16 protein-coding genes, 1 pseudogene and 1 riboswitch are annotated in these 18,132 nt (G+C 36.0%); of the genes and pseudogenes, 8 read left to right on the top strand and 9 right to left on the bottom strand.

Features of this window, described 5'->3' with window-relative positions; translation table 11 throughout:
• Positions 1-513: 513 nt before the first annotated feature.
• Complete coding sequence (locus MHB48_RS11245; protein WP_342598178.1) at positions 514-1,050, top strand: S16 family serine protease; 537 nt, start codon at positions 514-516, stop codon at positions 1,048-1,050.
• A 115-nt stretch (positions 1,051-1,165) separates the two neighbouring features.
• A complete protein-coding gene (locus MHB48_RS11240) occupies positions 1,166-1,627 on the top strand; it encodes a DUF3221 domain-containing protein (RefSeq protein ID WP_342598177.1) in 462 nt (153 codons plus the stop codon).
• A gap of 315 nt (positions 1,628-1,942) precedes the next feature.
• Here MHB48_RS11240 and MHB48_RS11235 read toward each other — a convergent pair whose 3' ends face one another.
• On the bottom strand, positions 1,943-3,109 hold the full coding sequence (locus MHB48_RS11235; protein WP_342598176.1) for a solute carrier family 23 protein: 1,167 nt from the start codon (positions 3,107-3,109) through the stop codon (positions 1,943-1,945).
• Between the two features lie 238 nt (positions 3,110-3,347).
• On the opposite strand from MHB48_RS11235, the pseudogene MHB48_RS11230 reads away from it, so the two are divergent.
• Positions 3,348-3,545: pseudogene (locus tag MHB48_RS11230) on the top strand (ATP-binding protein); the annotation flags it as partial.
• 377 nt (positions 3,546-3,922) lie between these two features.
• Here the strand turns inward: MHB48_RS11230 and MHB48_RS11225 are convergent.
• From MHB48_RS11225 to MHB48_RS11200, 6 genes are all read right to left on the bottom strand, one after another.
• Complete coding sequence (locus MHB48_RS11225) at positions 3,923-4,696, bottom strand: TatD family hydrolase (RefSeq protein WP_342598175.1); 774 nt, start codon at positions 4,694-4,696, stop codon at positions 3,923-3,925.
• A 5-nt stretch (positions 4,697-4,701) separates the two neighbouring features.
• A complete protein-coding gene (locus tag MHB48_RS11220; protein ID WP_342598174.1) occupies positions 4,702-5,442 on the bottom strand; it encodes an ABC transporter ATP-binding protein in 741 nt (246 codons plus the stop codon).
• Positions 5,439-6,206, bottom strand: coding sequence for an ABC transporter permease (locus tag MHB48_RS11215; RefSeq protein ID WP_342598173.1), 768 nt, complete (start codon positions 6,204-6,206; stop codon positions 5,439-5,441). Before MHB48_RS11215 ends, MHB48_RS11220 begins: the two co-directional genes overlap by 4 nt.
• Positions 6,206-6,496, bottom strand: coding sequence for a thiamine-binding protein (locus tag MHB48_RS11210; protein ID WP_340921296.1), 291 nt, complete (start codon positions 6,494-6,496; stop codon positions 6,206-6,208). The genes MHB48_RS11215 and MHB48_RS11210 overlap by 1 nt, the downstream gene beginning before the upstream one ends.
• A gap of 11 nt (positions 6,497-6,507) precedes the next feature.
• On the bottom strand, positions 6,508-7,509 hold the full coding sequence (locus MHB48_RS11205; RefSeq protein ID WP_342598172.1) for an ABC transporter substrate-binding protein: 1,002 nt from the start codon (positions 7,507-7,509) through the stop codon (positions 6,508-6,510).
• A gap of 74 nt (positions 7,510-7,583) precedes the next feature.
• A riboswitch (TPP riboswitch) is annotated at positions 7,584-7,693 on the bottom strand.
• Positions 7,694-8,026: 333 nt separating this feature from the next.
• Positions 8,027-8,557 (bottom strand): GNAT family protein, encoded by a 531-nt coding sequence (locus MHB48_RS11200; RefSeq protein ID WP_342598171.1) that lies wholly within the window; start codon positions 8,555-8,557, stop codon positions 8,027-8,029.
• 496 nt (positions 8,558-9,053) lie between these two features.
• On the opposite strand from MHB48_RS11200, the gene MHB48_RS11195 reads away from it, so the two are divergent.
• Both MHB48_RS11195 and MHB48_RS11190 read left to right on the top strand, forming a co-directional pair.
• Positions 9,054-11,156 carry a methyl-accepting chemotaxis protein gene (locus tag MHB48_RS11195; RefSeq protein WP_342598170.1) on the top strand — a complete coding sequence of 701 codons (2,103 nt, stop codon included), beginning with the start codon at positions 9,054-9,056 and terminating at the stop codon, positions 11,154-11,156.
• A gap of 671 nt (positions 11,157-11,827) precedes the next feature.
• Positions 11,828-12,619 (top strand): alpha/beta hydrolase, encoded by a 792-nt coding sequence (locus MHB48_RS11190; RefSeq protein ID WP_340921286.1) that lies wholly within the window; start codon positions 11,828-11,830, stop codon positions 12,617-12,619.
• A gap of 650 nt (positions 12,620-13,269) precedes the next feature.
• Here MHB48_RS11190 and MHB48_RS11185 read toward each other — a convergent pair.
• The gene (locus MHB48_RS11185) at positions 13,270-13,854 is read right to left on the bottom strand and encodes a LysE family transporter (protein ID WP_342598169.1); all 585 of its coding nucleotides are present in this window, start codon (positions 13,852-13,854) and stop codon (positions 13,270-13,272) included.
• Between the two features lie 115 nt (positions 13,855-13,969).
• Between MHB48_RS11185 and MHB48_RS11180 the strand changes: the two genes are divergently transcribed.
• Positions 13,970-14,524: an XRE family transcriptional regulator gene (locus MHB48_RS11180; protein ID WP_342598168.1), complete on the top strand. Its 555-nt coding sequence runs from the start codon at positions 13,970-13,972 to the stop codon at positions 14,522-14,524.
• A 242-nt stretch (positions 14,525-14,766) separates the two neighbouring features.
• On the opposite strand, the gene MHB48_RS11175 is transcribed toward MHB48_RS11180, so the two are convergent.
• A complete protein-coding gene (locus MHB48_RS11175; protein WP_342598167.1) occupies positions 14,767-16,263 on the bottom strand; it encodes a polysaccharide deacetylase family protein in 1,497 nt (498 codons plus the stop codon).
• 230 nt (positions 16,264-16,493) lie between these two features.
• On the opposite strand from MHB48_RS11175, the gene MHB48_RS11170 reads away from it, so the two are divergent.
• The gene (locus MHB48_RS11170; protein ID WP_342598166.1) at positions 16,494-16,988 is read left to right on the top strand and encodes an LURP-one-related family protein; all 495 of its coding nucleotides are present in this window, start codon (positions 16,494-16,496) and stop codon (positions 16,986-16,988) included.
• Positions 16,989-17,253: 265 nt separating this feature from the next.
• Positions 17,254-17,934, top strand: coding sequence for a diphthine--ammonia ligase (locus MHB48_RS11165; protein ID WP_342598165.1), 681 nt, complete (start codon positions 17,254-17,256; stop codon positions 17,932-17,934).
• The last annotated feature ends 198 nt before the right edge of the window (positions 17,935-18,132 follow it).

The raw sequence follows: 18,132 nt of genomic DNA, 5'->3' as shown, positions 1-18,132 counted from the left end.
AAGTTAGATTTTCCGATTTCGCAAAAACAACTGATATAGGTTAAATTCCAAATATAATCTTTCGAATAAAATCCTCAGTTGGCGTTAAAGGTTTTTCAGAGTCTTTCTAGAATTGAGAAATAGACTAATACTAAAGGAAAGGGTGAAGGAAAGATCCTTAATCGCAAAAAAAGTGCACCTTATATCGTTTCTGGCTTTTTTACGTTACTCTATTATGGCATATTTTTATATCTATATCTTCAAGATGTTATCGGTGGAATTTCATTTGTCTTTTTATTATTGCTTAGCCTCATCCTCTTATTAATTGTTCGCATTGTGCTTCGAAAAAAGTATAGATATAAACGAAAAATCACGCTTCCTACTTACATCATGCTCTTGCTGATTTGTTTCGAACTACCACTTATATTTTATGAAGGAAACACACACAGGGTTTTTCTTTATAATGAACCAACAAGCATATTCGGAAACACAGGAATCTACTTAGTAGGGGTAAATAGTGTAGATTTTAAAAACATGGAGAGTAAGCAAGCCGTTGAGGATCATTTAAACAAACAACATATACAATTTTTAGATATTATGGAGTTTACCAATTTAGATCTTTACGGAAGTAAAAACCGGCAATTATTGGTTTGGCTTCATCTTAAGAAAAATGAATTAGAACAAATGAGAGAAAGTGTGAATCATTACTTAGGCCAAGAAGATGCATCTATAAATGAATTTTTAAATCGAGATCATATTGGAGGAAATAGTGCAGGGTTAGGTCTAGCGTTAATCGGGCTCATTATAAGAGGTGATTTGCAAAGTGATTTATCTTTTGCAGTTACTGGGGCAATTAGTAAAACGGGAGACGTGTTACCAATAGGCCTTGTAAAAGATAAAATACAAATTGCCGAAGTATCTGGTTATTCCTATATGATTATACCGAGTGAAAATGCGGAAGAAGCAGCAAGAATTCAAAAGGAACATAACGTAAACATGCAAATTTTTGATGTGTCTCATATCGATGAAGCAATTCAACTGATTAATGAGTTGAACAAGAAAGATAAATAAATATAATTTTCATAAGATCTGCATCATACCCATGTACATGAATGAGTGGTTCTAAAAATTCATCTAATTATTTATGGGAACACTTGATGGGTTAGGTCAAATAGGAGAAGGTTCTATGAAAAAGAGAAATCTAATCTTTATTTTATTAGTATTAACAGGTTGTTCAAGTGTTGAAGGTTATATTGTCGATAAAGAAGATGGACGAATACTCATAGTTAATCCTGAATCAGTTACGTATGGTGAATCAAAAAAATCCAATGAGCATTATGATGCGGTTTGGATATCTACAAATGATAAGAACTATGAATTGGGACAAAAAGTGAAAGCATACTACAACAATATTGAAGAATCCTATCCTGGACAAGCTAGATCAAATCGCGTTAAAGTTTTAGGTTCTAATAAACCGAATAAAGCAGATTTATCAGAGCAAGATGTCATAAAATTATTGTTAAGTGAACAGGAAGAGTTATTGGTACCTGCAATAAAAAAGATAAATTACTCAGCTGAAAGGGATATTTGGGATATAACTGTTGTAACTGACGGCGAAGAATTATATTTCCAAATAGAGGATGAGTAGCATCTCGAGATGAATACTTGTCTATTAAAGAACGTCTATTAAATGTCTTCTATTGAGAGCAGGTGTCGGGGTCAAATCACAGGACTTAGTTCTAATGGAGCTCCTATTACTAGTTTTGAGATGTATATGTTCCAGGTTTTCAACAAGGCGACTGTGGTCCGGGAACTAATTAAATTAATCAATTATAAGCTTTTCATATGTTGTACGGTGAACCGTATCATAAGTAAATGAGGTTTTAATTGCCTTTGACCGAGTTGTTTGCCTTACAAATAAAAAGCCATTCCGCTTCAAGTGTTGTGGAATGGCCTTTTTATTCTAATTTTCGTTCTTTGTCGTAAAATCAGGTACGAACCAATGGATGAGCAATCCGGCAAGCGTGGCGTAGGCGATACCGTGGGCATATCCAACCCCGATGATAAAGATAATTGCGACGATGACTAAATTTTTCATATTAGCCAGACTAACATTTTCTTCAATGATGTGACGGATCCCCATTCCTGCGATCATACCAAACAACAAGATACATATTCCGCCCATCACTGCAACTGGAATGGATTGGATAACAGCTCCAACTTTACCGAACAAACCAAGAAGAATCGCAAGAACAGCAGCACCCTGAATAATCCTACTTGAAAACTGGCGTGTGATGGCTAGAACCCCGAGATTTTCCGCGTAAGTAGTTTGTGCAGGTCCACCGATGAAGCCGGAGATTAATGTTGCAAGGCCATTCCCCCATAGGATGCTTGAAAATCCAGGATCCTTTGTCACTTCTTTTCCTGTAATCTCATTTAGTACAAACATATGTCCAAGGTCTTCGATGATGGTAACCAGGGCAATCGGCGCCATTCCGAGGATTACAACCCATGTGAATTCCGGCATGACGAAATGTGGAAGAGTAAAGGCAGGTGCGCTGGCGATGGTATCAAAATCAACAAATCCACGCATCGCAGCATAAGCATACCCTACTGCAAGACCAATTATGAGCGGGAAGAGGCGGATCATCTTAGTTCCTGCAAGCGTAGCAATGATCGCCGCAAGAAGGCTGACGATAGCGACATCCCATTGGGTAGAAGCCATGTTGGTCACCGCAGTAGTTGCCAGCGAAAGACCGATTATACTTACAACCGGTCCGACGACAACTGCAGGAATTACTTTTCGGACTTTTTCAAAACCGACAACTGAAATGATAATAGATACAATGGCATAAACAATGGAAACGCTGATAAGACCTGCAACTGCTTGACCTGGTGAATTTAACTCCCCCACATACAATGCAAGCGGAGCAATAAAAGCGAAGGATGAACCTAGATACGTAGGAACCTTTCCACGTGTAATAAGATGGAAAATCAGGGTTCCTAAACCGCTGGCAATAAGTGCACTTCCTGGATCAAGACCGGTTAGTGCTGGAACCAAAACTGTTGCACCAAACATTGCTAACAAATGCTGTAAAGATAATGGTATCGTGCGAAAAAAATTTTTCAAACGTGTCCCCCCTTTACTATTGTCTTGCTATATGTTATTTCTCCTTTTTAATTTTTAGAATAAAAATTAAAGAATAATACTGAATGATATTTTGTGTTTTCTGTAGATGGAGATAATTACAAGGAGAGTAAAGCACAATTTAACATCTACACTAGGAAAATAAAACCCTCATTTAGATTCATAACGGTGAACCGTATCTTAAGTAAGTGCGGTTTTGGGCTTTGTCAAATGAACAGTCTCAGGAAGAGGATTTACAAAAGAAGAAATGAATTCAGCTACAGAGCAGTTTTATAGAGGAGATAAGAGTAGAAATTCAAAAAAACATTATGGAATCGGTCTATATATTGCCAAAAACTATGCAAAGCAACATAGGGGGAATATTTACTTAAGTAATTCAGAAAAGCTGGTTGGTGCAAAAGTTGTATTGGAAATATCGTATCGATGTGATGGAGAAAATGCAAAAGACTTTGTTTTCGTACATTCCTTGCAAATGGAAAATACTTTATATTTGTCGTATTAATTAGGGTGATTCAATATAGTTAGATGGCGATAGTTTCCTAAAAGAGAGGTTCCTGGCTATATTTTTTGATCCATCTATGAAATGTATTTTCGTTATCACATGAGCTATAGGCTTGTTATTCTCAACAATCAACTTAACAGTTTCTTTTTTATGAACTGACAGGTTTTGTTTCTCTCTTAATTTCGTATAGAGAAACAATAGGAGAAGGTGGTAATCCTTCTCCAGTGTTTTGGTACTCTCTCTTAATTTTTGATATTGCTCCATTAATAAGAGCAAGCTGTATTCCTTCTTCATTAAATAGAAAAGAATGATTTAGTATTATAAAAAATTTGATAATAAACTTCATCAATTGAAAGCTTTTTTATATCGGATATCGTTTTAATAGATTCTTTTATCATGGAGGGATGAGTCATCTTTCCGGTAAAAGGTCCTTCAAACGGCCATGGACCATCTGTTTCGACCATGATTTGCTGAAGTGGATAGGATTGAACGAGCTGTTGAATCTCCTCCTCATACAAAACATCGGGTGTGACAGAAATGTAGTACCCGTTTTCTGCCATTCGAAGAATCGTTTTGGAATCACCTTTGAACCAATGAAAATGGGCTTTTGGAACGGAATATCTCTCCAAAAGGTCACAAACGATGGGTGCATCTTCATAAACAGCATGAAGGACGATAGGTTTTTCTAATTCCTTACTTAGTTTAATAAATGCTTCTAATAGTTCAATGTACTGGCTGCGTTGAAGTGTCGATAGTTTTTGTTCTTTTCTTAAATAATAAGGAAGCCCTACTTCACCAACTGCAACCATGTCATTTTGATTGCTCTTTATCCAACTGAAAAGTTCATCCATTTGCTTCTCCGTAGGGGGCGTTTGCTCAGGATGATAGCCAAAAGCAGGCTTCACCTTTGAGAATATTTTGGCAAGCTCTTTATTTTTTTTACTTGAGTCTAAATCAAAAGAAACGGATATTAGTGCTTCTAAAGATGAGTCCCTTTCAATGATATCCTTTATTTCTTGATCGTTATAATGATCTAAGTGAATATGTGCATCAATCATTTTTAGCAACTTAATCACTCTCCTGTTTTTTTGAGGGAATAGTAAATTTTCCTTTTCCATTCTAAGAACTCGTCTTCTAGATATAGACTTTCCTCTCTTGGACGTGAAAAAGGAACGTGAAATTCGGCTGCCACTTGAGAAGGTTTATTGGATAAAACAATAATTCGGTCAGATAGAAATAATGCTTCTTCAATATTATGTGTCACAAAAAGGATAGTTCTTCGATGTTCTTCCCAAATAGATAAAAGCCATTTTTGCATATCAAGCCGTGTTAATTCATCTAAGGCAGAAAAAGGTTCGTCCAAGCAAATGATGGATTGTGGACTTAATAATGCTCGAATAAAGGAAGCCCTTTGCTTCATACCACCTGATAATTCATGAGGATACGCATTTTCATAACCCGTTAATCCTGCGATATCGATCATTTCTAATGCTGCTTCTTTTTCTGTTTTTCCTTGAAGTTCTTGCCCTAGTAATACATTTTCAAGAATCGTTCTCCAAGGAAGGAGAGAAGGGGTTTGTGGCATATAGCTAATAAACCCCCGTTTCCCGTTAATGACTTGATGATCTAAGTGAATGGTGCCTTTATCTGGTGAGAGGATTCCTCCGATAAGACTGAAAATAGTACTTTTCCCACTACCTGACGGCCCAATAATCGAAACAAACTCATTCTCTTCAACTGTGAATGCGAGATTCTTGATAACTTCATTTTTGTCAAATTGCATAGAAATATTGGAAACCGTAAGATGACTCACTTCCATTTCGCCCCTTTCAACTGCCACCGAACAAGCCAGCGCTCAATAAGAACAATTAAAGAAAAAAATAATAAACTTAATGTCACAATAGCAAATATGGCCACAAATACTCTATCTGTTCGAAAGGATGAGGAGGCGAGGGTCATATAAACACCGATACCATCCTTCGCTCCAAGCCATTCAGAAATAACTGCCCCCATAACACTGTAGGTTGCGGATATTTTCAAACCTGAAAATAGTGAAGGAAGTGCATAGGGAAGCTCTAGCTTCCAAAATAATTGCTTTTTCGACGCACCTGCCATAATCATGTAATGCTTTAATTCATTGGAAGTTTGCTTAAAACCATCTAATGCGGCAACCGTGATTGGAAAAAAGCAAACGAGCGTGATGACGATTATTTTTGGTAATAATCCAAAGCCAAACCAAATCACTAAAAGAGGGGCCAATACAATAATTGGAATGTTTTGTGAGATGATTAGTAACGGATAAATCGATTCCCGAATGAAAGGGAACAAGTGCAATAAAATAGCCGTAAGTAAACCGATTAGTAAACCTAGTGCAAATCCGAGTAAGGATAGTTTGATGGTTGATAATAAATGTGGGTAAAAATTGGACCAACCATCGAAACCTTCATAAAATATTTTTGTCGGAGAGGGTAAGAGCCAACTAGGAATTCTAAATTTAATCACAATCGTTTCCCATACAATGAATAAAAGGAGGAGAACCAGTAATGGTCTCCACCCTTTCGATACGATTTTCATCATTATCTATATTTCTCCGTAAGTTGATCCATTAAGATGCCTGATGGCTGGTACAATACTTTTATTTGGGAGATAACGTTACTGCTTCCCATCTCAATCATGCGATCGTTCATTTTCGTGATAACCTGAAGTAATTGCTGTAAATCGCCTTCCATTGTTGTTTCGAGAGGATGTACCTCAAATTTTACCCCGGACTCTTGTATCACTCGGATTGCTTCATCAACATACGGAATAACACTTTCTCCATTTTTTGTTTTTGGTATGATTTGAATACTGATCAGTGAATTTGTCATATTATAACCCCTTATTGTGGTAAAAATTCATTTGTAAATGCTTTTTGGGCATCAAGCTTTTTCTCAAGCAGCCCATTGTCAAACATCCACGAAGCATAATTTTCCCATACTATTTGTTTTTGCTCGCCCCATCTTGGTGCATCATCTTGATATTTAGAGGCTAGCCATTCTTGACTTTTTTTAACAAGCTTTGGATCCAATTCAGGCACTTCTTTAATTAAAATGTCGGCAGCATCGGATGGATTTTTAATAGCAAATTCATACCCCTTGGATACAGCTTTTACAAAAGCTTTTACTGTATCTGGGTTTTCTTTAATCATATTTTCATTAGTTGCGAGAACTGGCGTGTAATAATCAAGTTTATCAGAGTAGTCTGTTAAGTAGACCATATTGAGTTTTTCTCCACGCATCTCTGCCTCTACACCAGTCCAACCATAATAAATCCATGCGAAATCGATGTCTCGTTTCACAGCTGTAAAGAAATCAGTATCTCCCATATTAACAAACGAGACTTTATTTACATCAGCATTTTCTTTTTGCATCAAGGAAGAAATAACCGATTTTTCAACTGGTGATCCCCAGCCTCCATATGTTTTACCTACAAAGTCTTTTGGTGTAACAATGTTCTTCGCAGCTGGTGAGGCAAAACCAGATGTATTATGTTGAATGATGGCTGCTATGGAAACAAGAGGAACATCTTGTATACGTGCCTGTGTGATTGATTCTTGATAGCTTATGCCAAACTCAGATTTGCCTGAAGCCACAAGCTGATCTGCTCCAGCATCACCTGGCATAATGATGTCCACATCTAATCCTTCGTCTTCAAAATAGCCTTTTTCTTTTGCCACATATAAACCGGTATGATTCGTGTTTGGTGTCCAATCAAGTACGACAGATACCTTTTTAAGAGAGTGTGTGTCTTTCTTTTTCGTTTCCGTTTCCGATGCTGATTTCGGATTGCTACAACCTGCAAGTATTAATAATGAACATAATACGATTAACCACTTTTTCATTTCTAATCCTCCTGTTTACATAATAAAAAGCACCCTAGAGGAGAACCTAGGGCGCATATAAGCAAACAAAGTTAATTGTTCAAGAATATGTTCCCTCCGCTGGTATCAACCAGATCAGGTTCTAAGAGTCAACATCTTATGGATGTAATCTCAACCGGCAACACCGGTCCCCCTACAATTCTAACTATTAAATTATATTCCAAACTCATTATAACAGAATCCTTTATTTTGACTAGTGAAAAATATGGAAATTTGGTGGAGAGGGGTGAAAAGAAGAAATGATTATTTTTGAAGGGAAGGCACGGGCAAATAAATATAGATTGAATTGAAATTTGATAATTTAGCTACTTGAATGAAATGGCAACTCCAGAAAGGTTATACTGGGCCGAGGATAAAAGTGGAAGGGAAGGAACGGAGGACTCCTGGCTGGGAAAAAGTAATGATCAAAAAAGATAGAGCAAGGCATTTAAATGAGCCTCACTCTATCTTTCTAAATGAAAATCATTAGATTACTGCACTAATTAGTTGGAAGTAAGGAGTATACGTTCGTATCATACGGAACATTATTTTGATACATATAGTTTCTAAGAACCCCTTCTTTTTCAAATCCTAATTTTTCTAACAACACATTGGATGCTTTATTTTCAGTAAAAACAACAGCTCCTATTCGAGTTAAATTTAGCTCATTAAATCCGTACGATATAACTTTTTTAACTGCTTCAGTGGCATACCCATTTCCCCATTGTTCAGGGAAAATTGCATAAGCTATTTCCGCTCTCTTATGTTCAGAAGACCAATTATGGAACCCAATCGTACCAATAATTCCTTCTGTTCCTTTTATCTCAATTCCCCATTTAATCCCTTGTTTTTCCTTATAGTTATTTGAAAAATTCCTAACAATATTTTTAACTTGTTCTATATTTGTTAATGGATTTTGCCCATAGAAACGTAATACATCTTCATTTGAAAAACAATTCAATATCCCTTGTGCATCGTCTTCTATTAGTTCTCTTAAGGTTAACCTTTCAGTTTCTAACACAGGAAACATTCTCCCACTCCTTTTTATACAAACATATAAATGTTTACACATTATTACAACATTCTTGCAAGAATTATTTTTAGGATCAATACCAAAGTCTGTACCTGGTTAAGAACAGCAGCATAGGTTTCCTCTTTATAGTGGCCACTGAAAAAGTACATAGATAAAGCGACCATTCTATAGTCAAATAGTTCATTCATTTCTTTTACGATTACATTATAACAATTAAAATTCCAAGAGGGCGACGGACAAACATTCGCACATAAGATTACCGAAAAAGGAGGAGCTTGAAGTGAAGCAGTCACATCAAGCTCCTCTAAAAATTCCACGGTAAGTAAGGCCAGTGTTTGGTCCAAAGTCCGCTGGAATTGGCTTATGGCATATTGCACTTAAAGGGCAGCTTATGCTACTTTCCTCATTCTCTTTATTAAAAATATTTTATTGTTGTAGGACTAATTATTATGCATTATTATTAAGGTGATAGGAAAAAAGGGGTGTTTTTGTAGTGAAAAGGTCAAAAAGTATTGCATGGAAGTTATCAGGGTTAATTATTGGGCTATTTTTCATTTTATTTCTTGCTTACACCGTAACAACAAGTGTGATTTTGTATAATAAAAGTATAGAAGATTCGGAGACTTCTACACTTCAAAATGCACAATTTTCTGCTCAAAAGATGAGCGATCGTTTTAAGAAAACGAATGATACATTACAAACAACGAAACGAATATTTGAAACAATGCAGTCGAATGGAGAATTATCAGCTGCAGAAGTATTAAGTATACTTGAAAAAAATTTGGCTGAAAATGAGGATTTACTAGGAGTAGCAGCAATCCTAGAAAATGGTTCAGCGAAAGTAGAGTCAACCATTCCTTCGAATCTTATCGATAGCAGTAAACATTTTGTTCCTTACTTATCAAAAGATGGGAATGAGATTTCGACAACTTCTTTAGAAGGATATGAAGACACTGAAAATGGAGATTGGTACTGGATTCCCAAAAAAGAAGGTAGAGCAGTACTTACGGAACCATATGATTATGAAGTAAATGGAAAAACTGTTTCCATGACAACAATATCAGTTCCACTATTTAGCTCATCAGGAACATTTTTTGGAGTGCTAACTGCTGACTTGTCTATTGATTTTCTAACAGATTTGGCAAACTCTATTAAGCCAGAAGGTGGATATGCTGGAATCATTACAGAACAAGGAATGCTGACAGTAAATAGTGCTAACGAAAAGTTAAATGGAACAAACATGCAGGATACGCTTAATTGGTCATCCTTTAAAAATACACTAGAAAGTGGCAAGCCAGTAAGTACGTATTTAGAATCGGAGCAATTAGGAGAAAAATCTTTTAATGCCTTCGCACCAATGATGCTAGAGGGAATAGATGATACATGGTCTGTTCAATTAGTTGTACCAAAATCAAAAATTTTAGAAACATACAATCAAATTCTTTTATTAACAATTGTAGCAGCAATTATAATGATAGTTTTGATGGCAATTGTGACTGCATGGTTTATATTCAATCAATTAAAGCCATTGAAATTTTTGCGAGAATCTATTGAAACAGCAGCAGGCGGAGATTTGACTAAAAAAGTAGACGATAAATTTATTAAATCAGATGAAATTGGTGCAGTTGCCTTAGCTTATAACGATATGTTAGAAAAAACTAATAGTGCAATACATACGGTTTTTAATTCTTCCACACTTCTTAATAAATCGTCTAGCTATGTAAATGAAGCATTTGACGAAATTGTTGCGTCTAGCCAAGAAGTTTCGCTAGCAACGAATGAAATTGCTCAAGGTGCTTCTAAGCAATCAGAAGACACGGAGGAAACGAATCACCGAATGATTGATTTATCTGACCAAATAGATGCACTAACAGCATTGTCTTCTCAAATGGATACATTATCGACTAAAACGAAAGTTTCCACTGAAAAAGGCATGAAAGAAGTAGAAACCTTACGAGAACATAATACTGCAACTAATGAAATGAATGAAAAGGTTCAACAACAAATTGAATCATTAACATCAAACATAGCTAATATCAATCAAGTAATTGCATCTATTCAAGGTATTACAGAGCAAACAAATTTGCTTGCACTTAATGCAAGTATAGAAGCAGCTCGTGCTGGTGAGCATGGAAAAGGTTTTGCAGTAGTAGCGGAGGAAGTAAGAAAGTTAGCAGAGCAGTCAAGAGCTGAGACGGAAGTAATTAAGCAAACCGTGGAAAGTATATTAGAGGATTCTAAACAGACAGTTTCAGTGATCGCTTCTAATGTTGCATTAATGCAAGCACAAAGTGACTCTGTCCATAGCACAGAATCTGCTTTTAAAGATAATCATGAGCTATCAAGTGCAATTGAAGCTACAATTAATGAGCTGGTCTCTGAACTCACTAGTATGTTGGAACACAAAAATCAAGCAATGACTTCAATTCAAAGTATTTCAGCTATATCAGAAGAAACAGCTGCTTCAGCGGAAGAGGTAAGTGCTTCAGCTGCAGATCAGCAAGCAGAATTAGAGAGAGTGGCAGATTCTATCAATCATATGAACAAGATTGCACAAGAGTTACAAGAAGTTGTTAATCGATTTAAGCTCTCTTAATATGGAAAAGGATGTTCTCAGGAGTGTAATACTTGCGAGAGCATCCTTTTTTTGAGAGATAAGAAAGAAGAAAATCTTTTACTGAGTAACTTCTAAACTTCAGGTTTTCGTGCTCAGTACAGAGCATTGATTTGCTTGCTGATCCCCTAGGAGTCGCCACCTTCATGTTGCACTTAAAGTGCTCTTGCGCATTCCTTAAAGAATAAAAAAGTATATGATTTTCAACTCGACATTGTCCAACTCAGGTTTTCCGAAACTTACCGCTCGCTTTCCGCGGACGCTTCTCCAAACTAATATAATTATCTTGCTACTTTTTTATTAGCTATTAATAAATAGAGAATTTAAATGATTAATAGGCGTATTATAGTTGTCAGTGGAAATAGAGAAAAAAATTAATGTCGATGGATAAAATAGCGGAGAGCATCCGAAATTGTATCTTCGGATGCTTTTAAAAGGGTAGGACAGGATTTCTTCCCTCATTAGCCGCTGGGATTAGTGAAAGACAAGATGCATTTAAAGGGCACTGTATGCTGGTTTTCTTATGAACATTGAATGTGACAGAATTAAGTGTTTAAGTAGTGATATGTCGAAATTTGTAACAAGATGTGGTTGTATTTGTTTAAGTGATAATGGTTTAATAGTAATAGTTAACTAAGGAAGGATGACATAGATTGCTTCACTATCGAACTTATGAAATTAGCCCAACTGCCCCATGGGTAACATTTATACACGGTGCGGGAGGGAGTTCTTCTATTTGGTTCAAGCAGATTCGAGAATTTAAGAAAGAGTATAACGTTCTTTTGATCGACCTCCGTGGTCACGGGAAATCCGAACGTGGCCAATGGAAAAAAGGAGATACGTTTAAAGATGTCTCTAAAGAAGTAATCGAAGTGTTGGACCAAATAGAGGTTGAAAAGACCCATATTATAGGAATGTCACTTGGTACGATTGTTGCGCAAACAATTGCGGATCATTACCCAGAACGTGTGAAATCACTGATTCTTGGCGGTGCAATCATTCGATTCGACATTCGTGCGAAAATATTACTATGGACTGGACGTGCAACAAAGTTGTTTGTTCCTTACATGTTGCTCTATCAATTATTTGCCTACATACTTATGCCACGTAAAGAACATGAAGAATCACGGTTAGCGTTCGTCAATGAGGCGAAAAAGATGTGCCAGAAGGAATTCGTAAAATGGATGTCCTTAACAAAGCTCATCAATCCTTATTTGGCAAGCCTACAAGCATCTACAACTGCAATTCCGACATTGTTCCTGATGGGTGATGAAGATTATTTATTTATCCCGCCAATTGAGGAAGTTACTCGGAACAATAAGGGCTTTGAATTTATCAAAATAAAAAGAAGTGGTCATGTCTGTAATATTGACCAGCCTGAGTTGTTCAATACGTTTTCTATCAATTATATTTCGAAAATTGAACATAGTAGTGCTGTCATTTAATTGGATGACAGCATTTTTTTTAGAATAAGATGGTATACAAATTTTTATGCCATTAACAGGTTGATCTCCTCTGCAGGCTGACGCTTTCCAGGGGGCAAGCATCAAGCCGATTCGGCCAACACGATGTTGGTCATGAAGGCGTCGTCTCAGGATGAGGCGCCCTTAGCCTTCCTTCCTTTATCGCGCGTAGTCCAGGGTCTTGATTTGCTTGCTGATCTCCTAGGAGTCGCCGCCTTCCGCTCCAATCAACAAATCTAATTAGAATGGCAGAATGCTTAGTCAAATAAAATGATGTACTTCCTTTTGCCTATCAAGAGGGAAAGTGTAAATAGAGAAAAATAGGTAGTATCGATTAATAAAGAAGCGAGGAGCATCCGAAATTGTATCTTCGGATGCTTTTAAAAGAGTAGGACAGGATTTCTTACCTCATTATCCAAACCAAATGAAGCACCATGCCCATTCAAAATCCAAGAGGGCGACGGACAAACATTCGCCATAAGATTACTGAAAAAGGAGGAGCTTGATGTGACGCAGTCATATCAAGCTCCTCTAAAAATCCCTCGGTAGTAGTATAGACAATGTTTCTTCCAAAGCACGCTGGAATTGTCGTAGGACATGTTGCACTTAAAGGGAAGCACATGCTGGTTTTCTCATTTGACAAGAATTGAAAAAGCACTATATACCAATAAAACTGCCATAATTATATTAAACTGTTTTCTGTATTGTAATAAGATCTTTTGAAAAATCGAGCCAAATAGCCCCCAAGTAAATGTACTTATTAAACCAACTACTCCTAAAAATAATGAGAAAAGGAGGTAGCTTGAATAGGAATCGTAATAGGGAAGAATGAAGGTTGCCACAACAGTAATCCCAAAAAGAATACCTTTCGGATTAACAAATTGTAACAAGCTACCTATTAAGAAAAAGTTTCTATTACCTACATCATTTTCGCTGTCATTATCCTTACTTGTAAGTATTTTAAAAGCTAAATATAACATATAACCTACACCTAAAATGGTTAACGGAAATTTAATTATTGGCAAAACACTTGTAAGTAAGATATTAAAAAAATTACACACTAATGTGATAACAAAAAATCCGACACCTACTCCTAAACAAAATTTAATTGTTTTTTTTAATCCATGTTTATTCGCAAACGCCATTGCCATGATATTGTTTGGACCTGGAGTAAAACTGGTAATAAAAACAAATAACAGAAATGAAAATAAAGGCATTATTGGACCTCCCTTTTTATTTTGTATGTTATAATGACCAATATAAACAATATAACGTTGTTCGTTTTATTATACATAAAGGTCGTTATATTGTACATAATGTAGGGGTGATTTTATGGAGGAAATTCAACTTATACTTGCAAGAAATTTAAAAGCTATCAGAGAAAAGGAAAAATTAAGCTTGGAGAAGGTCTCGCAATTAAGTGGAGTAAGCAAAACGATGATTGGGCAAATTGAAAGAGGAGAGTCAAGTCCAACACTTACAACTATTTGGAAAATAGCTAATGGATTAAAGGTTTCCTTTACTACCCTAATAAATAATCCACAGCCCGATACCAAAGTTGTTTATAAAAATGAGATTCAAGTATTGTCTGAAGACAATGGAAGGTATAGAGTATATCCTTACTTTACCTTCCAAGAGGATAGACGTTTTGAAGTTTATTCTGTTGAAATTGAAAAAGAAGGGATATTAACTTCTGATTCTCACAGAGAGGGTACAGAGGAATTTATCACTGTTTTTGATGGAGAAGTAACTATTCGTGTTAGTGAATGTGAATACACATTAAAAAGTGGTGATTCAATCAGATTTAAGGCCGATAGACCTCACACATATTTTAATTCTGGAGAAACACTATCCAGATTAAGTATGACGATACATTATCCAATCTAGAGAAGCTTAAAGGTATAAGACTCAACTCGAATTACAAAAAACGGGAAATAGTATTTTCTCTCATTATCCAAAGCAAATGCACCGTGCCCTTTCACAGTCCAAGAGAGCGACGGACAAACATTCGCCATAAGATTACCGAAAAAGGAGGAGCTTGATGTGGCAGTCACATCAAGCTCCTCTAAAAATCCCACGGTAATAGTATAGCCAATGTTTCGTCCAAAGCACTTTGGAATTGGCAAAGGTCAAGATGCACTTATAGTGCGCTTGCGGTTTTCTAACTTGTTCAATTCAGAAATGGTTACAAATGAATAACCTTCACCTTTTAGGTAAGCAAGCACTGCGTCTAACCCTTCAGCAGTAGATGCATGAATGTCATGCATTAATATGATTGATCCGTTTTTTACATGTTGTTTCACGTGTTGAAGTAAGTGATTAGGATCGCGATATTTCCAATCCATTGTGTCAACATCCCAAAGGACAACAGGAAGTGCAGTCTGATTGCGAACTGTTTGATTTACTGCGCCATATGGTGGACGAAATACTGTAGGTTTGCTACCAGAAGCTTTTTCTACAGCATTGTCTGTATTATTAATCTCTAAAGCGATTTTTTCTGAAGAAGCCTTTGTTAAATCAGGGTGATTCCAAGTATGGTTTCCTAATTCATGTCCGGCTGCTTTCATTTCTTGAACAATTTCAGGATAAAAAGAAACCCGGCTTCCTAGCATAAAAAAGGTAGCTTTTGCATTATACTTTTTAAGTGTTTCTAAAATTTTCACTGTTGTATCCGGATTAGGTCCATCATCAAATGTTAAGCTAACTACTTTGTCTTTTGGGGATACTTCGCATGCTTCTTCTGTAGTAGTTTTCGGTACATTTTGTTCTTCTTTTGCAGGAACTTTTGTAGAAGGTTTAGAATCTACTGCTACGACAGGAAGTTTAAATGCATCTGCTACGAGATCATTGATTTCTGTGAGTGGTATCGTTACGATAGGTGCCCCTGCAGATCCTGTTGTAATTTCATACTCATCGTAATAAAATAAGATGGAATCTTTTGTAAGGGCGAAATTAGAGAAATTTCCCCATTTTGGAGCAGTTTTTTCTTCCAATTGATCTTGTATTATATATGGTTTAATTTGTTTATCCATTGTTACTGCTTTTTTCACTTTTTCTGAAAGGGTAACGAGTGCTCTTTCATTTTTTCCTATTAGTTCTTCTAAAGTTAGCATATGTCCTGATTGGTTATGTAGACGGAAAATTTTCTTTTCGGATACTCCGTTAGCTCCACCTGTATACATACTAGAATGTATAACAAATGAGTAATATCCAGTAGAATGTTGGAATACTTCAAATGAAATATTTAGCTCGCCTTTATTATGCTTATTAGTTTCGTTTATGTATTTTGTTTCTTCTAAGTATAGTGTTTTTAATTTTTGTGTATATGTTTTCACTATTTCGTTGAAACTTTGAACATTACTTTGCGGATATTGAATTGCATATGGGGCTTTTTTTTCGTTCGATGTTTCTGTGATAATACGAATTCCAGGATAAACCGAATTACTTTCTTTGATTTTTTCTTTAGCCTCAGATGATTGCTTTGACGAGGCAACAATTCCTTGTTGTTTAGTGGAGGTAGATTTTAACAGAAGGAAGACTATTAAACTACTTAATAAGATTATAGCGACGATACACAAGATATCGATCCAGTGACTTCTTTTTCTGGATCTTGGACTGATAGACATGATAATTCCCCTTTCAAGTATATAAGATTAGACTTACGAGCGTGTACGAAAGTTTTAAAATAGATTGTTTTTATTTTCATCTTTCGACAAGATTATCGTAAATAGGGGAAGGAGAGAGTTCTTTAGCAAATTTTATTAAACAACATACAATAAAAATCCACTTCTATCACTATTAATATCTATGATGAAATAGGCACTTTAGTAATATGCTATATCGAAGGAGGCGTACTATGAAGCAACTTTATATAAAGCAGAAGGTATTCAGTCTAAGTGGCAAATTTACGGTAAAGGATCTGCAGGAGAAGGATGTATATTATGTGGAGGGCAGTTTTATGCAAATCCCAAAGACTTTCTCCATTATGAATGCAACAAGAGATGAAGTCGCACTTATTACGAAAAAGGTGTTCAGCTTTTTACCGAAGTTTTTTGTTGAGGTGAATGGTCGAGAGGTGTTAACGATTAAGAAGGAATTTTCTTTCTTTAAAGCACGCTATACGGTTGATGCTGCTGACATTGAGGTACATGGTAACTGGTGGGATATGGATTTTCAAGTCTTACAGCATGGTGTAGTCATCGGTAAAGTGAACAAGGAGTGGTTCACTTGGGGGGATAGCTACAAGGTTCAAATATTTAATGAGGAGATGGAGGCCATCATTATTGCGTTCGTTGTAGCAATTGATTGTGTGAAGGCAGACCAAGCAGCTGCTTCCTCAGCAGCGACGTAATGTAGGGACTTAGAATATAAAATGCTGACGTTTTTATTAGAAATTCAAAATAATAAATAACATCAAAAAAGTGGGGAAATCACGAACGAATTCCCTGCTTTTTATTATCGAGTTTTTAGTGATACAGTTATAAAAAAGAGAAAGGGGAAGCTACTAGATAAAATACCTAAAAATAAATAGTCAGAGTCCTAAAAGTTCATGAAAGATTGATATATAGGTATTCAAAGCTATTATTTGTATATATCTTGAGTAGCAGTGATAGAAAATGAAAAACTGGATTGATGGTGCAAAAAATAAAAAATTTATAGCCTCATATAGTGGAGGGAAAGACAGTACTTTAGCGTTATATAAAGCTATGCAAGAAGGAACAGCCATAGGAATTATTGTAATGATGGAGGAAACTGGAGAAAGGTCAAGATCACATAGTCTTATTCCATCGGTGCTTAAAGCACAAGCAGAATCTATAGGACTTCCGCTATACACAGGGGCTGCGACATGGGAAGGTTATGAAGGGGTATTTGTAAAACTGCTAAAAGACGCGAAAGAATTAGGAGCAGAGGTGCTTGTAACAGGTGATATTGATGTACCAGTACAAGATTGTTGGCATGAAAGAGTTACAAGCAGTGTAGGGCTTGAACTTGGTATGCCACTTTGGCAAAGAGGACATAAAGATGTAGTAGAGGAGTTTATCCATTTCGGCTTTGTAACAAAGGTAGTGACAGTTAATTTGAAAAAAGGAATGAGAGAAGAAGATCTTGGACGTGTGCTTACTTTAGAGTATATGAAAGAGTTAGAAGAAAGGGGTATCGACCCTTGTGGTGAAGCAGGAGAGTTCCATACCACAGTAATAAGTGGCCCACTTTTTAAACAAGATTTAAAGGTTAGAAATGGTGAGATTACTTCAAAAGGCGATTACATGTACCTAGCATTAGAATTAGAAAATTAATATTTTGAAAGTAACCTCCTTTAGAGGTGCAATATTGGGGTATAGTTTCCAGTCAGAAATCGTTTTAGTTGATTGAAAACTTAAAGTAAAAATCACTATCCTTTCCATTTGGAAAGAATAGTGATTTTTTAATGCAATGATGTTGGAATTGCTTATATTAAAAATTAATGTATTTTATTTTATAAAACCACTAAACTA

This window comes from Psychrobacillus sp. FSL H8-0483 (assembly GCF_038637725.1).
Classification (GTDB): Bacteria; Bacillota; Bacilli; order Bacillales_A; family Planococcaceae; genus Psychrobacillus.
This window is presented reverse-complemented; position numbering and strand designations above follow the sequence as displayed.

Excerpts from the sequence above, each read along its gene's own strand:
- MHB48_RS11210 (WP_340921296.1), bottom strand. The coding sequence starts at position 6,496 with ATGACAAATTCACTGATCAGTATTCAAATCATACCAAAAACAAAAAAT.
- MHB48_RS11245 (WP_342598178.1), top strand. The coding sequence starts at position 514 with ATGGAGAGTAAGCAAGCCGTTGAGGATCATTTAAACAAACAACATATA.
- MHB48_RS11215 (WP_342598173.1), bottom strand. The coding sequence starts at position 6,206 with ATGATGAAAATCGTATCGAAAGGGTGGAGACCATTACTGGTTCTCCTC.
- MHB48_RS11180 (WP_342598168.1), top strand. The coding sequence starts at position 13,970 with ATGGAGGAAATTCAACTTATACTTGCAAGAAATTTAAAAGCTATCAGA.
- MHB48_RS11165 (WP_342598165.1), top strand. The coding sequence starts at position 17,254 with ATGAAAAACTGGATTGATGGTGCAAAAAATAAAAAATTTATAGCCTCA.
- MHB48_RS11185 (WP_342598169.1), bottom strand. The coding sequence starts at position 13,854 with ATGCCTTTATTTTCATTTCTGTTATTTGTTTTTATTACCAGTTTTACT.
- MHB48_RS11240 (WP_342598177.1), top strand. The coding sequence starts at position 1,166 with ATGAAAAAGAGAAATCTAATCTTTATTTTATTAGTATTAACAGGTTGT.
- MHB48_RS11170 (WP_342598166.1), top strand. The coding sequence starts at position 16,494 with ATGAAGCAACTTTATATAAAGCAGAAGGTATTCAGTCTAAGTGGCAAA.
- MHB48_RS11200 (WP_342598171.1), bottom strand. The coding sequence starts at position 8,557 with ATGTTTCCTGTGTTAGAAACTGAAAGGTTAACCTTAAGAGAACTAATA.
- MHB48_RS11205 (WP_342598172.1), bottom strand. The coding sequence starts at position 7,509 with ATGAAAAAGTGGTTAATCGTATTATGTTCATTATTAATACTTGCAGGT.
- MHB48_RS11175 (WP_342598167.1), bottom strand. The coding sequence starts at position 16,263 with ATGTCTATCAGTCCAAGATCCAGAAAAAGAAGTCACTGGATCGATATC.